At 66.4% G+C, this 13,923-nt stretch carries 13 protein-coding genes; 3 read left to right on the top strand and 10 right to left on the bottom strand.

From position 1 onward, the window contains the following. Window positions 1-15 precede the first annotated feature (15 nt). Genes IB273_RS09530 through IB273_RS09515 form a run of 4 tightly spaced genes read right to left on the bottom strand, consistent with a single transcriptional unit; the run spans window position 16 to window position 4,827 of the window. Entirely contained in the window at window positions 16-915 is a 900-nt protein-coding gene (locus IB273_RS09530) for an HlyD family secretion protein (protein WP_081516201.1), read from the bottom strand. Window positions 916-928: 13 nt separating this feature from the next. Further along, window positions 929-1,129 (bottom strand): DUF1656 domain-containing protein, encoded by a 201-nt coding sequence (locus tag IB273_RS09525; protein ID WP_081516439.1) that lies wholly within the window; start codon window positions 1,127-1,129, stop codon window positions 929-931. 1 nt (window position 1,130) lies between these two features. Then, complete coding sequence (locus IB273_RS09520; protein ID WP_081516202.1) at window positions 1,131-3,332, bottom strand: FUSC family protein; 2,202 nt, start codon at window positions 3,330-3,332, stop codon at window positions 1,131-1,133. A gap of 1 nt (window position 3,333) precedes the next feature. Then, window positions 3,334-4,827 carry an efflux transporter outer membrane subunit gene (locus tag IB273_RS09515; RefSeq protein WP_081516203.1) on the bottom strand — a complete coding sequence of 498 codons (1,494 nt, stop codon included), beginning with the start codon at window positions 4,825-4,827 and terminating at the stop codon, window positions 3,334-3,336. A 309-nt stretch (window positions 4,828-5,136) separates the two neighbouring features. On the opposite strand from IB273_RS09515, the gene IB273_RS09510 reads away from it, so the two are divergent. Beyond that, window positions 5,137-6,072: a LysR family transcriptional regulator gene (locus IB273_RS09510; RefSeq protein WP_081516204.1), complete on the top strand. Its 936-nt coding sequence runs from the start codon at window positions 5,137-5,139 to the stop codon at window positions 6,070-6,072. 206 nt (window positions 6,073-6,278) lie between these two features. Continuing rightward, window positions 6,279-7,253, top strand: a complete 975-nt coding sequence (locus IB273_RS09505) for a 2-hydroxyacid dehydrogenase (protein ID WP_192223941.1) — start codon at window positions 6,279-6,281, stop codon at window positions 7,251-7,253. A gap of 102 nt (window positions 7,254-7,355) precedes the next feature. On the opposite strand, the gene IB273_RS09500 is transcribed toward IB273_RS09505, so the two are convergent. After that, window positions 7,356-8,249, bottom strand: a complete 894-nt coding sequence (locus IB273_RS09500; RefSeq protein WP_081516206.1) for a DMT family transporter — start codon at window positions 8,247-8,249, stop codon at window positions 7,356-7,358. Between the two features lie 137 nt (window positions 8,250-8,386). Between IB273_RS09500 and IB273_RS09495 the strand changes: the two genes are divergently transcribed. Then, on the top strand, window positions 8,387-9,262 hold the full coding sequence (locus IB273_RS09495) for a helix-turn-helix domain-containing protein (protein WP_081516207.1): 876 nt from the start codon (window positions 8,387-8,389) through the stop codon (window positions 9,260-9,262). Window positions 9,263-9,365: 103 nt separating this feature from the next. Here IB273_RS09495 and IB273_RS09490 read toward each other — a convergent pair whose 3' ends face one another. The 5 genes from IB273_RS09490 to IB273_RS09470 all read right to left on the bottom strand — a co-directional run bounded on the left by IB273_RS09490 (window position 9,366) and on the right by IB273_RS09470 (window position 13,870). Then, the gene (locus IB273_RS09490; protein WP_192223940.1) at window positions 9,366-9,689 is read right to left on the bottom strand and encodes a DUF3325 domain-containing protein; all 324 of its coding nucleotides are present in this window, start codon (window positions 9,687-9,689) and stop codon (window positions 9,366-9,368) included. Next, a complete protein-coding gene (locus IB273_RS09485) occupies window positions 9,689-11,203 on the bottom strand; it encodes a PepSY-associated TM helix domain-containing protein (RefSeq protein WP_192223939.1) in 1,515 nt (504 codons plus the stop codon). The genes IB273_RS09490 and IB273_RS09485 overlap by 1 nt, the downstream gene beginning before the upstream one ends. Then, entirely contained in the window at window positions 11,200-11,487 is a 288-nt protein-coding gene (locus IB273_RS09480) for a DUF3649 domain-containing protein (RefSeq protein ID WP_081516210.1), read from the bottom strand. The genes IB273_RS09485 and IB273_RS09480 overlap by 4 nt, the downstream gene beginning before the upstream one ends. 101 nt (window positions 11,488-11,588) lie before the next feature. Next, entirely contained in the window at window positions 11,589-12,176 is a 588-nt protein-coding gene (locus tag IB273_RS09475) for a hypothetical protein (RefSeq protein ID WP_081516211.1), read from the bottom strand. Between the two features lie 296 nt (window positions 12,177-12,472). Then, window positions 12,473-13,870, bottom strand: a complete 1,398-nt coding sequence (locus IB273_RS09470) for a PLP-dependent aminotransferase family protein (RefSeq protein WP_192223938.1) — start codon at window positions 13,868-13,870, stop codon at window positions 12,473-12,475. Window positions 13,871-13,923 lie beyond the last annotated feature (53 nt).

Raw genomic sequence — 13,923 nt, 5'->3', positions numbered from 1 at the left:
ATTCATCCACTCAGATCACTGCGCAGCCGCGCCGTCGGAGTGTTCCGCGTTGCGGCTCTGCGGGTTGACGATCACCGTGGCGGTGATGCCCGCTGCCAGCAGGACGCCTTCGGGCACGTCGTCGATGTGGATGCGCACCGGCACGCGCTGGGCCAGGCGCACCCAGTTGAAGGTCGGATTGACGTCGGCCACCAGCTCGCGGCTTTCCGGGTTGTCGCGGTCGTAGATGGCGCGGGCGATGCTCTCGACATGGCCCTTCAGGCGCTCGCCGCTCATCAGTTGCAGCTCGGCCGGGTCACCGACGCGGATGTGCGGCAGCTTGGTCTCTTCGAAGTAGCCGTAGATCCAGTAGGAGTTCTCGTCGACCACGGCCATCTTCGCCTCGCCCACGCGGGCGTAGTCGCCACGGTGCACGTTGAGGTTGGTCACGTAGCCGTCTACCGAGGCCCGCACCTGGGTGCGTTCCAGGTTCAGCTTGGCGGCGTCCAGCGCGGCCAGGGCCTGCTGGTAGTCGGCCTCGGAGGCGGCGGCGGTATTGCTGGCGTCGTCCAGGCTCTCGCGGGAGACGACTTCCTCGTCCATGGCGCGGCGGCGCTTGGCGTTGAGCAGGCGCATCTGCAGGGTGGCCTTGCGCGAGTCGACCAGGGCCTGGGCCTGCTTCACGGCGATCTGGTAGTGGTCCGGATCGATCTGCATCAGCAGGTCGCCCTTCTTCACCTGCTGGTTGTCGCGCACCGGCACGTCGACCACCACGCCGGAGACGTCGGCGGCGACGTTGATGATGTCGGCGCGCACCCGGCCGTCGCGGGTCCAGGGCGTATCCATGTAATTCACCCAGAGGGCGCGGCCGATCAACGCGGCGACCGCCAGGATGATCAGGGTCGCCAGCAGGCTGATGATGGATTTGAGAGTCATGGGTGCACGCTCGTTACTTATAGATAGTGAGAGACAGGCCGCCGAACAGGCAGGCGAACAGGCACACGCGGAACAGCGCCGGGTGCCAGGTGAAGCGGTACAGGCCGATGGAGGCGAAGATGCGGTCGATGCCCCAGCAGATCACCGCGGCAACGAGGAACATCAGGGTCAGGGTCGGCATGTAGACCCCGTGGAACGCGATCTCGCGGGGCAGGTCAGGCAACATGGGTCGATCTTCCAGAAGAGGTTTCGCCATCGCGCAGCGGCGACTGCGGGTCGAGCAGGCTGCTGCGGATGAAGTGCAGGTAGCTGAGCACGCGGCGCAGCGGCGAGCTTTCGAAGTCCGGGGCGCGAGGCTCGTCGGTGGTCCTGACGCAGTCGATGGCCTGCTCGACGGCGGCCAGGGCGCGCTCGCGATTGGCCTGCCCGGGTTTGACGAACAGGCGGATCAGCGCGCGGCCCATGGCGCGAATCGACTGCCGCCAGGGCGACGATTGCGCGTAGCAGGCCTCGTCTGGCAGGTTCTCCTGCTCGACGCGCAACTCGATGATCGAATGGCCGATCTCCAGCACCACGAAGGTCCAGCGCAGCAGGCGGCGTTGCATCAGCGGGCTGCGCGCGGCGACGCCGTAAGCCTGGTTGAGCAGGTCGCGGGTGCCGCTCTCGAAGGACGAGACGAGGCCGTCGAGCTTGCCGCTGATGGCTTCCACCACGCGCAGGCGCAGGTCCTTCTCCAGGCGGCGCCACAGCCAGGCGCTGGTCGGCGGCATGATCACCGCGGCGACCACGGCCGCCAGGCTCTGCGAGATCACCAGGGCGATGTACTCGTTGAGCATGCGGCCCGGATCGTAGACGGTGAGGTTTGCCGGAATTGCCCCGAAGCTGAAGAACACCAGCAGGCCCAGGCCGTAGCCGGCGTACTTGGGCTTGATCGAGAAGAACGCGCCCACCGCGAACACCGGCGCCAGGGCGAAGGCCAGCAGCGGGAAGCCGTCCAGGTGCGGGAACACGAAGAAGGTTTCCGAGAAGCCGAGGATGGCCGCGAAGAAGGTGCCCACGGCCATCTGCATGGCCATCTTCGCCGGGTCCGGCGCAGCCGATACCAGCGCGGCGACGGCGGCGGCGTTGAGCACGAAGGTACTGCCGCTGGGCCAGGCGGTCTCGATCCAGAAGATGCCGAACACCAGCACCATCAGCGCGGTGCGCCCGCCGGCCACCAGCGAGGCAACCAGGTTGGCCTTGGGCGAGAAGCCGTGTTTCCAGTTCTCCCTTTCGTGCTTGTGCGCGGCCAGGGAGGCGTGGGTCAGGGCGTAGTTGTAGAGGTCGTCGGCCAGGCGGTAGAGCAGCTCGCCGGCGGTGTTGTAGTCCAGCAGCGCGGACGGATCGTCCTGCTCATCCAGCAGTTGCGCGCGACCGGAGCGGATGCGTTGCATCATCCGCGTGCGGTGGCTTTCCAGCTGGGCGGCGAGGCGCTCGGCGTCGCGGTCGGTGACCGACTGGCCGCGCCACGGGGCGAGCACCTGGGCGAGTTCGTCCAGGCACGGCTGCAGCGCACGCAGCACGGCCTCGGCTTCCTGCGCACGCAGGCGCGAGAGCAACTGGTGCAGCGCGTGGTAGCGGGTGGTGAGGACCATGAACTCGTTGTTCAGGCGCGACAGGCGGCCGGAACGCAGACGCATGTGCGGGTCTTCGAAACGGGTAACGCTGCGCAGCGCTTCCAGGCCCACGGCCTGGGAGGCGAAGGCCACGTTGGCGGCCTCGAACTTCGGCCGCTCGCCGCCGCCGAGGTTGTCCAGGACGAAGCCGGCGAAGGCGCCGAAACGCTGGTACAGCGCACTGCGCATGGCGGTGCTGGAGGTCTGCGGGAACAGCGTGGCGCTGACCACCATGGAACAGAGGATGCCGAGGCTGATTTCCAGCACACGCCAGATGGCCGACATGAACGCGGCTTCCGGATGCAGGGTGGCAGGCAGGCCGATCAGCGTGGCGGTATAGCCGGCGAGGACGCAGGCGTAGGAGCGGAAGTCTCGGTAGCGCGCAGCGCCGACGGTGCACAGGCCGATCCACAGCGCCGAGACGAGCAGGAACAGCTCACGCTGCTGGGCGAAGATGGCGATCAGCGCGACCATCACGGTCAGCCCGACCAGGCTGCCGAGAATCCGGTAGAAGCTCTTGGCGAACACCTGGCCGCTCTGCGGCTGCATGACGATGAACACGGTGATGGTCGCCGTGCTCGGCTGCGGCAGTTCCAGGCGCATCGCCAGCCACAGGGTCAGCAGCGCGGCGAGCAGCACCTTGGCGATGTACACCCAGGTGACGCCGTCACTGCGGCCCCACTCCAGCAGCGCCCGACGCAGGGCGTCCAGCGGCGCCAGCTGGCGGGTGGCGGTGCTGCCGTTGAAGGAATCGCCGGCCATCTCAGCGCTCGCTGGCCGCGCGGACGTCGACGGTCTCGGGGACCATCTTCGCCTCTTTCGGGCCTTCCTGCTTGTCCATCAGGCCGCCGCCCAGGGCGACGACGAGGCCGGCATGGGTAGCCAGGCGCGCGGCGCGCACCTGCTGCTCCACCAACTGCTGCTGGAACAGCCGGGTCTGCGCGTTGAGCACGTTGAGGTAGTCGGTCAGGCCGCCACGGTACGCCTTGGTGGCGATGTCGTAGGTGCGCTGGGCCGAGGCCACGGACTTGGCGGCGAAGCCTTCCTGCAGCTCCATGGAGTGCATGCGGATCAACTGGTCGGAGATGCCCTTGAGGGCGTTGACCAGGGTCTGGTTGTACTGCGCCACGGCGGCATCATAGCCGGCGGATTCCTGGCTCAGCTGCGAACGGCGACGCCCGCCGTCGAAGATCGGCAGGGAGATGGCCGGGCCGACGCCGTAGGTGAATTTCTCGGCGTTGAGGAACTCCAGCACGCCGCCACCGACGGCGCTGTAGCCGATGCTCGCGACCAGGTCGACGTTGGGGTAGAACTCGGCGCGGGCGACATCCACACCCTTGGCTTGCGCAGCGACTTTCCAGCGGCTGGCGACCACGTCCGGGCGGTGGCCGAGCAATTCCATCGGCAGCTTGCTCGGCAGCCCCGGCCCTTCGGCGAGCTTCAGGCTCGGCCGCTGGATCGAGGTACCGGCGCCGGGGCCCTTGCCGGCCAGGGCAGCGATCTGGTTGCGGGTGAGCTGGATTTCCTCGTCCACCGCCTCGATCTTGCGTTCGGTTTCCGGCAGCGGGACTTCCGCCTGGCTGACTTCGAAGTGCGTGCCGATGCCACCGTCGAGGCGGCGCTGGGCCAGGGCCAGGATGCCCTGCTGCTGCGCCAGCATGGCCTTGCCGATGTCCAGCTTGGCGTACTGCAGCGACAGCTGGATGTAGGCGCGGACGATATTGCCCTCCAGCTCCAGCTGGGCCATGCGCGCCTCGGCGGCAGTCATCTTGGCGATGTTCACGTAGCGCTCGGTGTTGCTGCGCTCGCGGCCCCAGAGGTCCAGCGAATAATTGAAGCCCAGGGCGGCGTTGTTGTTGAACGTGGTGCTGTCGGCCAGATCGCCCGGGCCGTAGAAATAGTCGGTCGGCCAGCGGTGGCGGGTCAGCGAAGCGTCCACGCCGATCTGCGGCGACTCGGCGGACTCGGCGATGCCGGCCATGGCCATGGCCATGCGCACCCGCGCCTCGGCCTGGGCCAGGGTCGGGCTGCCCTCCAGCGCGGTCTGCACCCAGGCATTCAACTGCGGATCGCCATAGGCGCGCCACCACTGCTCGGCCGGCCAGCCAGCTTCCTGGTTGGCGTGCGCGATGGCGGCGTCGGTGGCCAGCTCGGTGTCGCCCAGGCGTTGTTCCTGCGGGGCGATGCCGTTGGTGCTGATACATCCGGCGATTGTTGAAAAAATGACAAAGGAGCCGACGAACGTCAGTCCTTTCATGAGGTGACGCGACACGGTGGAGGTCCTGGAAGTGGTCTAGCTTTTCAGCGTGGGGCTTTTAAGCGTGGAGATGCCGGCAAAGCCAATGGCGGCGATTGAATTCTAGGGATGGGGAAGGGAACGGATAAGCCGGCTGATTTGTGATTGTTTATTACCGATAATGAAACAATGTGTGTCGCCATCCATGTGACAATAGGCCGCCCCCGCTCTGCTCCGCGCATTGCCACCCATCAAGGACATGCTGCCGGCGACGACGTATCGCTTCACTGCGTCGCCACCCGGGACAGACGCCCCACTGACGAGGCCCCAATGGACACACTGCAGACCATGCGTGCGTTCGCCTGTGTCGCGGAAACCGGCAGTTTCACCGCCGCCGCACAGCAGCTGAACACCACCACCGCCTACGTATCCCGCGCGGTCGCCAATCTGGAGTCCCACCTGCGGACCCGCCTGCTCAACCGCACCACCCGGCGGATCGCCCTCACCGAGGCTGGCCAGCGCTACCTGCTGCGCTGCGAGCAGATTCTCGCCTACGTCGAGGAAGCCGAAGCCGAGGCCAGCGACGCCCATGCCCGCCCCGCCGGCCGCCTGCGCGTACACTCGATGACCGGCATCGGCCAGCACTACGTGATCCGCGCCATCGCCAACTACCGCCAGTTGCACCCGGACGTGACCTTCGAGCTGACCATGGCCAACCGCGTGCCGGACCTGCTCGACGAGGGGTTTGACGTGGCCATCGTGGTTGCCTCCGAACTGCCCGACTCGGGCCTGGTATCCCAGCGTATCGGCGAGACCTACAGCATCCTCTGCGCCTCGCCCGACTACCTGGCCCGGCGCGGCACGCCGAAAACCCCGACGGAGCTGATGGACCACGATTGCCTGCGCCTGATCAGCCCGGTGCTGCCGCTGGACAAGTGGCTGTTCGACGGCCCCAACGGCCAGGAAATGATCACCCTCGGCCCCTCGCCCTTCCAGGTGAACGTCGGCGATGCCATGACCGAGGCCATCGGCTCGGGCATGGGCATCAGCGCCCTGCCCGTCTACTCGGCCATCGACGGCCTGCGCGACGGCTCGCTGGTGCGCGTGCTGCCGCACTACAAACTGCAGATACTCAACGTCTATGCGCTGTACCCGTCGCGACAGTATCTGGACGCAAAGATCAAGACCTGGGTCGCGTACCTGCGAGAAAATCTCCCCGGTGTGCTCCAGGCCGATGGCGCCGGGCTCGCCGATGTGGGACCCTGACCACCCTTTTTGTCGTGTTTCGCGGGCAAGCTCACTGTGTAACTCCTTACCCCGGTGTTCAGTGAGCTTGCCCGCGAACCCATCTTCTTCCCCGCCGCACACCACCCCACGTTCGATAATCGCCCGGCGCGCACGCAGGCCTTGCGCCGCTCTGGCTCGGCAATGGTAGGGTTAAGCCCCCTCCGCCTCCCTGCCGTCCGAGAGCCATGAAAAAGAATGTGTTCGTCTTCAGCCGCCTTGCCGCGGAACACCTCGACCGCCTGCGCAGCCAGTTCAACGTCACCGTGCTCGACCCCAAGCAGGGCGATGTCGACGCGCAGCTGGCCGCTGCCCTGCCGACCACCCACGGCATGATCGGCGTCGGCCGCCCGCTGGGCGAGAAGCAACTGGCCCAGGCCGCCCAGCTGGAAGTCATTTCCAGCGTCTCGGTGGGCTACGACAACTACGACCTGAACTACCTGAACCAGCGCGGCATCCCGCTGACCAACACCCCGGACGTGCTGACCGAAACCACCGCCGACCTGGGCTTCGCCCTGATCATGGCCGCCGCCCGGCGCACCGCCGAGCTGGACGCCTGGACCAAGGCCGGGCAGTGGAAGCGCACCGTGGACGCCCAGCACTTCGGCGTCGACGTGCACGGCAAGAAGCTCGGCATCCTCGGCCTGGGCCGCATCGGCGCGGCCATCGCCCGTCGCGGCCACTTCGGCTTCAACATGGACATCCTCTACCACGGCAACAGCCGCAAGCCGGAGCTGGAACAGGCGTTCGGCGCGCGCTTCTGCGGTTTCGAGGAACTGCTGGGCGAGGCGGATTTCGTCTGTGTGGTGGTACCGCTGTCGGACAAGACCCGCAAGCTGATCGGCAAGCGTGAGCTGGAGCTGATGAAGCCCACCGGCATCCTGGTGAATATCGCCCGCGGCCAGGTGATCGACGAAGCCGCGCTGGTGGAAGCGCTGCAGGAGAAGCGTATCCTCGCCGCCGGCCTGGATGTCTACGAGAAGGAACCGCTGGCCGAGTCGCCGCTGTTCGCCTTGCCCAACGCAGTGACCCTGCCGCATATCGGCTCGGCCACCCACGAAACCCGCCAGGCCATGGCCGAGTGCGCGCTGGACAACTTCGAAGCCGCCCTGCGCGGTGAGCGGCCGAAGAACCTGGTCAATCCGCAGGCCTGGAAAGCCTGATGCGCTTTTCGTAGAGCGCATAACCTGGGACAGGTTATCCGCCGGCACCTCGGCGGCGGATAACGCTGGCGCGTTGTTCGCCCTACGAAGCTACGAGGAACATCACGCCCGCGCCGGCTGCAACACCGGCCTGGGCTTGCGGAACACCAGCACGTTACCCACCATCACCAGCCCCAGCCCGGCCAGCGCCGGCAGGCTCCACTGGTAGCCCTCGGCGAAGGCCGAGACGTTCAACGCCACCACCGGGAACAGCACGGTGCAGTAGGCCGCACGCTCCGGCCCCATGCGCCCGACCAGCGTCAGGTAGGCGGTGAAGCCGATCACCGAGCCGGGGATCGCCAGGTACAGCAGCGACCAGACGTACTGCGGGCTGCTGTCGAAAGTCAGTGGCACACCCTGCACCAGACAGATCACCAGCAGGATCAGCGAGCCATAGAGCATGCCCCAGGCGTTGGTCGACAGCGGCCGCAGCCCGGCTTTCTGCTGCAGGCTCGACAGCAGGTTACCCGCCGAGAAACACAGCGTGCCGAGCAGCGCCAACCCCAGGCCGTAGAAGGTCTCCCGCGAGGCCTGATGCCCGGACAGCTCCGGCCAGAACAGCAGCGCCAACCCTGCCAGACCGAATGCGCCGCCGCCCAGGACGTTGGGCGCAATCCGCTGGCCGAAGAAAACCCGTGCATTCAGCGCGTTCCACAGCGTCGCGGTGGAGAACACCACGGCGACCAGCCCGCTGGGGATCCACTGGCTGGCGGTGTAGAAGCACAGGAAATTCACGCAGAACAGGCACAGTCCCTGGGCGAAGCAGATTGCCTGCCCACGCCGCCCCAACGGCTGCAACCGGCGCGAAACCAGCAGCAGGGCGAACAGCACCAGCGCCGCCAGGCTGAAGCGATAGGCGATGGACAAAGGAATGGCGACCACGCCGACCTGCAACTTGATGGCGATCCAGGTCGTGCCCCAGATGAGCACGGTGAGCAGGTAGAGCGAGAGGTTCATGGCGGTCTCCGAAAATCCTACGGAAACAGTCTCCCGCCCGCTCCCGGCGCCGGCTTGCAGATTCTTGCGCTTATTGCGACAACCGGGCTGGCAAGGCGCGCCCGCGCGGGTAGAGTGAAGGCAACAGAGGAACATCCATGTCAGCCATTTCGCAGCTCGAAGTCTTCCAGTCGATGAACGCCTCGCCCAACGCCCGCCTGGAGCGTTGCGCGGAGCTGGGCGACGGGCTGTCCGCTGCGATCTGGAGCAACAGCCACGACGCCCGCGACTACCACGCGCCGAGCCACCACACACTGTCCTGCTACCTGAACGACGGCACCGGCACCTTCCGTCGTGGCGCCCCCGGCACCACTGGGGCGCCCGACAAGCTCTGCGTGATGCCGGCCGGCGCCGAGTCGGCCTGGATCGTCAACGGCGACATCCGCCTGGCCCACCTCTATATCGGCCAGGAACAGTTCTCGCTCGGCTGCATCCGCCTGCTCGACCGCGAGCCGCGTGAACTGCAACTGCACGAACGCACCTTCCTCGATGACCCGCAGCAGGCCGCGCGCTTCCGCCAGCTGGTGAAGCTCGACTGGCACGAGCCGGGCGAACGCATTCGCACCAGTACGCTGGCCCATGACCTGATCGATCACCTGCTGCTGAACCAGGTCGGCATGCGCGAAGGCTTGAAACTCAAGGGCGGGCTGGCGCCGACCATGCGCCGGCGCGTGGCCGACTACATCGAGCAACGCCTGGACCAGCCGCTGTCCCTCGGCGAGCTGGCGATGCAGACGGCACTGTCGGAATACCACTTCGCGCGGATGTTCCGCGAAAGCTTCGGCATGCCACCGCACCAGTACGTCCTGGCCCGCCGCGTGGCCCTGGCGCAGCGCCTGCTGCGCGACACCCGCCAGCCGCTGAGCCAGGTCGCCCTTGCCTGCGGGTTCTCCAGTGCCAGCCACTTCGCCAACCGCTTCAGATCGGTGGTAGGCGGGACGCCAGGGGAATACCGGCAGGCGTTCGAGGAGTAGGCATTCGGTCGTGTACCGGCCGGTACAGGGTTCGCGGGCATGGCCCGCTCCTACAGGTTGAGTCCTGCACTGCTCATCAGCGAATACGCCGGCAAGTCCGGCGTCAGCCCAGCACCGCCAGCAGGCCACCGATCACCGGCATAGCCGCCGCCGTCGGCAAAGCCCAGCGCGGACGCCAGGCCAGCAGCAGGACCAGCGCAGCACAGGCGATCATCAGCAGGCATGCCCAGTAGACGATGCCCAGTTCGATGCCCATACGGTGAATCGAATAGGCCAGCGCCAGCACGCCATCCACCAACGCCACGATCCGCAGCAGGCGCACGCGGGACGGCGATGGAGCACTGCCGAACAGATCGCGATGATGGCGGGACAGCGACAGGCAGGCCGCCGCCAGCGCCAGCAGGTTGAGACCGAACACCAGCAGCATCAGGCGTACTCCTCGTTACGGACGCGGCGTGCGCGAGTCGGCTCAACACGCTCCTGTCCCAGTCGCCAGCCGAGGAAAGCACAGAGACCGCCGATCAGCAGCAGGCCGAGATCGATACCGACCATCATCCAGTCGCCGTTGGCGACATGCGTCGTGACCCGCCCTGGCTCGGGGCCGAACAGGCTCAGCACCGGCAGCAGCAACGCCAGCGCGGCGAACTGCTCGCGAGCCATGGAGCGACTGCCACGGCGCAGCAACGCGTGGGCCAGCGCCAGCAGCCAGATGACCACGAAGGCGGTGGCTTCCCAGCGGGTGCGCTGGAGCAGGTCGGCCGGCAGCAGGCGCGATGCCGCCAGCAGGCCGAGGGAGGCGATCGGCAGACCGCCGCAAACCGCGCCGTTGAGCGTACGCACCAGCGCAACGCCACGATGGCCGCGCCCCTCACGCTTGCTGACCCAGACCTGCAGGCCGCCGAACACCATTACGCAGCCCACCAGGCCGAGGACGAAATACATCACCCGCAGCAGCTCGTTGCCGAACTGCGCCATGTGCAGGCCGGTCAGCCAGGCGTAGGTCTTGTAGCCCGGCTTGTAGGGCTTCTGCACGTGCAGCAGCGCGCCGCTGCCGGAGTCGAAGGACACGGTACGCTGGTCGTTGACCATGCTCTTGTCGATCGCCTTGCGGATCTGCACCATCGCCGCCGCATCGCCCGGGTTCTCGATGTTGATCCAGCCGACCTGGCTGTCATCGCCCCAGGCCTCGCGGGCCTTGAGGATCATGTTGTCGATGGACTTGGTCGCCTTGGCCGGCTTGCCCAGCGCCTCGCGATCGAAGGCGCCCTGCACGTCATGGAAGAAGTGCTCCATGTCGTTCTTGTAGGCCACCTTGATGCCGGCGGTCATATAGAAGGTGATGAAGATCGCCAGGCCTGTGTAGGCCATCAGCAGATGGAACGGCAGGCCGAGCACGCCCAGCACGTTGTGCGCATCCAGCCACGCGCGCTGCCGGGCAGCTTTCGGGCGCAGGGTAAAGAAGTCCTTGAAGATGCGCCGGTGGACGATCACCCCGCTGACCAGTGCCACCAGCATGAATACACCGGCCACGCCGACCACGTAGAGGCCGAGGATTCCGCCGTGCAGTTCGTAATGCAGTTCGAGGAAGAAGTTGCCACCGACCGTCCTGGGCAGCACCTCGCCACTCTGGGCATCCACCAGGAAGGACTGGAACTCACTGAAGTCCGCCGGCTCCCAGCCCGCCGTCCAGTACGGCATGCGCTCAGTGGGCGGGTGCATCCAGTAGCCATGGGCCTTGGGCGCGCGCAGGGCGATCAGCTCGCGCACCTGGTCGGCGCCCACCTTGACCTGCTCCAGCTTGTGCAGCTGCGGGGTCATCCAGCGGGTGAGCTCCTTGTCGAACACTGCGACGGTGCCGGAGAACAGCACGACGAAGAGAATCCAGCTGACCAGCAGCCCGGCCCAGGTGTGCAGGCCGGACATCGATTGACGCAGGCTCATGGACGCACTCCGTAGCCACTCGGCAGGAAGGCCGCGACGCCAAGCACGACACTCACTGCCACCGGGAGCCAGACCGCACGCCACGGGCTCTTCGCGCCGAAGGCGTAGAGGATCGCCGCGACCCAGACGATGAAGCAGGCGAGGCTCGACAGCGAAACGCGGTCCGGCCTCGACATCGGCAGGTAGACGCTGAGGAAGGCAGTCGCGGTATAGGCCAGGGCATAGCCGCCGACCACGGCGCTGAGGATGCGGGCGACAACGGCGCCAGCCTGGGTTCCGGTCATACGGCAAGTCTCGACGGGATACGGGCAAGGCGGCCCGGGCTGTTCCCAGGCACGCGATTGAAAAGCGGAATTATATGATACTAATTCTCAATTAAAAGAACTCAGCAACGCCTTTTGTGAGTATCTGTGTCGGAAATTCGCTGAACGGCATAGGTTGCAGTCACATCCATGGCGCGTATCAGCCTACTCATCACTATGTCGGCTTCGGCCATGACACGAGGCGGCGGTTGCTCGAGGAGGATTCGGGATGCGCCAGGGGTCAGTTCGACAGCGGCCACTACCGAGCCCTTGCCAAAGAGGTATTCATAGATCAGCAGGTAGTCCGTGCCTGGCAGGTCCTTGTGCTCCGCTACACGCCGCAGCACGTTGAGCACGCCGACTATCCAGTCCCGGCTGTCGCGGAACTCCAGCACGCCCAGGCTCCAGGTCTGGGTCCAGTCATCGTAATGATTCCAGGCCGGCGAGCGCAGGTGCCGGCTCCAGCCAGCCACCCAGCCCGCCGCCGTCGTTCCCTGCCCCAGTTCGCACAGTTCCCTCCAGGTCAAACCGCCGCGGTGCTGGGGATTGCGATCCAGCCATTCATCCAGGTCCTCGAAACGCGCAGCGGATCCTGCCTCCTGACGCAGGAAATCTTCCAGCCTGGCGCGGCTGATGGCGACATTCAGGTACAGCTGGCACGGTTCGGCCATAGAGCGTCCTCTTCTTCTGATCCAACGATTCACCTCGAATCACCTGTCGCGAGCCTGAGGTGCTGAATCGATAATCCTAGAGGTTTGGCCTGTTCGTGGTTCGCCGTACCTTTTCGACCGTGAGGTGGTATTTTTCAGATCCTGCTGTACAGCTGTTCAGCTTTCCGCAGGCTTTTCAGTCGGCCCAGGGCTTATTGCCCTGCCCCGCGGCCTTTTCTGCCGGCTTCCGGAGAGGGAAACGCTCTGGATTCGCGGGCAGAAAAGGAATACCCGACCAGTTCTGAGCTCGATTTCTGTCAGCGCCTGCGCGCTTGCCCCATGGCCCGCTCCAGCCCCTCGAAGACGCGGGGCGACAGGCACTGGGCGACGTTGAAGCGCAGGTAGCCGGCGGCACTCTGGCTCAGGCTGAAGACATTGCCGGGCGCCAGCACCAGATTGTCCGCCAGCGCCGCCCGCGAGACTTCGGCGGCATCCAGCCCATCCGGCAGACAGGCCCAGACGAACACCCCGCCACGCGGTTCCAGCCAGGGCTGGATATCCAGCGCGCGCAGACGCAGCAGCGTCTCGCCCATGGCATCGGCCAGGCGCCCGCGCAGGCTGTCCAGGTGGCGGCGATAGCTGCCCTTGCGCAGCAGTTCGTAGAGCATCTCCGCGCTGAACGGGCTGTTGCCGAAGCTGGTCGCCAGCTTCAGGTCCACCAGCCGCTCGCACCATTCCGGCTGGGTGGCGATGTAGCCGCAGCGCACCGAAGCCGACAGTGTCTTGGAGAAGCTGCCGACCTGGATCACCCGCTCCAGCCCGTCGAAGGCCGACAGGCGCGGCGCACTCTCATGTTCGAAGTCGCCGAAGATGTCGTCCTCGACGATCAGCAGGTCATGGGCCTCCGCGAGCTTCAGCAGGCGATGGGCAACCAGTGGCGACAGCACCGCGCCGGTAGGGTTATGGAAGGCCGAGTTGGTGATGTACAGGCGCGGGCGGTGCTGCTCCAGCAGGGTCGCCATGGCAGCAACGTCCGGCCCGGCAGGCGTGTAGGGCACGCCCACCACCTGCACGCGATGCGCGCGCAGCAGGGCCTGGAAGTTGAAGTAGCCGGGGTCGTCCACCAGCACGCAGTCGCCCGGTTCCAGCAGGAAGCGACAAACCAGGTCGATGGCCTGGGTGCCGTTGTCGGTGAGCACTACCTGTTGCGCTCCGACCGGCACGCCGTAGTCCGCCAGCCGGCGCGCGAGCTGCTCGCGCAGGCCGGAATGCCCGTAGGGGCGGCCGTATTCCAGCAGGCTCGATTGCGGCGCGCGGGCAATCTGCCGCAGCGCCCGGCGCAATTCCTCCTCCGGCAGCCAGGACGGCGGCAGCCAGCCGCAGCCGGGCTTGAGCGAGGTATCCGCGGCCTCCAGCGACTGTCTCGAAATCCACAGCGGATCGATGCTGCGGTCCAGCGCCGGACCGACATCCGCCAGGGACAGCGGCGGCGCATGGCCGGCGACATAGAAGCCGGAACCCCGGCGCGCGGCGATCACACCGTCGGCGGCCAGCCGGTCATAGGCTTCCACGACGGTGGTCTTGGACACTTCCAGCTGTTCGGCCAACTGACGAATCGACGGTAGCCGCTCACCGGGCACCAGCGCCCGTACGGCCAGGCGTTCACGCACGTGCTGCATCACCGAATCGACCCGCGTGCTCTTTGGTCTGCCCATGCCGCCCTCGCTTGCCCCCGGATAAGGTGTACCGAGATAATTTACGGACAGTT

This window comes from Pseudomonas sp. PDM19 (genome assembly GCF_014852215.1).
Lineage (GTDB): Bacteria > Pseudomonadota > Gammaproteobacteria > Pseudomonadales > Pseudomonadaceae > Pseudomonas.
The sequence above is the reverse complement of the archived record's forward strand: the minus strand, read 5'-3'. Positions and strand labels throughout refer to the sequence as shown.

What these genes read in the sequence shown, in the direction of transcription:
- IB273_RS09530 (WP_081516201.1), bottom strand. Translation starts at nt 915, where the DNA reads ATGACTCTCAAATCCATCATCAGCCTGCTGGCGACCCTGATCATCCTG.
- IB273_RS09520 (WP_081516202.1), bottom strand. Translation starts at nt 3,332, where the DNA reads ATGGCCGGCGATTCCTTCAACGGCAGCACCGCCACCCGCCAGCTGGCG.
- IB273_RS09515 (WP_081516203.1), bottom strand. Translation starts at nt 4,827, where the DNA reads ATGAAAGGACTGACGTTCGTCGGCTCCTTTGTCATTTTTTCAACAATC.
- IB273_RS09510 (WP_081516204.1), top strand. Translation starts at nt 5,137, where the DNA reads ATGGACACACTGCAGACCATGCGTGCGTTCGCCTGTGTCGCGGAAACC.
- IB273_RS09505 (WP_192223941.1), top strand. Translation starts at nt 6,279, where the DNA reads ATGAAAAAGAATGTGTTCGTCTTCAGCCGCCTTGCCGCGGAACACCTC.
- IB273_RS09500 (WP_081516206.1), bottom strand. Translation starts at nt 8,249, where the DNA reads ATGAACCTCTCGCTCTACCTGCTCACCGTGCTCATCTGGGGCACGACC.
- IB273_RS09495 (WP_081516207.1), top strand. Translation starts at nt 8,387, where the DNA reads ATGTCAGCCATTTCGCAGCTCGAAGTCTTCCAGTCGATGAACGCCTCG.
- IB273_RS09490 (WP_192223940.1), bottom strand. Translation starts at nt 9,689, where the DNA reads ATGCTGCTGGTGTTCGGTCTCAACCTGCTGGCGCTGGCGGCGGCCTGC.
- IB273_RS09485 (WP_192223939.1), bottom strand. Translation starts at nt 11,203, where the DNA reads ATGAGCCTGCGTCAATCGATGTCCGGCCTGCACACCTGGGCCGGGCTG.
- IB273_RS09480 (WP_081516210.1), bottom strand. Translation starts at nt 11,487, where the DNA reads ATGACCGGAACCCAGGCTGGCGCCGTTGTCGCCCGCATCCTCAGCGCC.
- IB273_RS09475 (WP_081516211.1), bottom strand. Translation starts at nt 12,176, where the DNA reads ATGGCCGAACCGTGCCAGCTGTACCTGAATGTCGCCATCAGCCGCGCC.
- IB273_RS09470 (WP_192223938.1), bottom strand. Translation starts at nt 13,870, where the DNA reads ATGGGCAGACCAAAGAGCACGCGGGTCGATTCGGTGATGCAGCACGTG.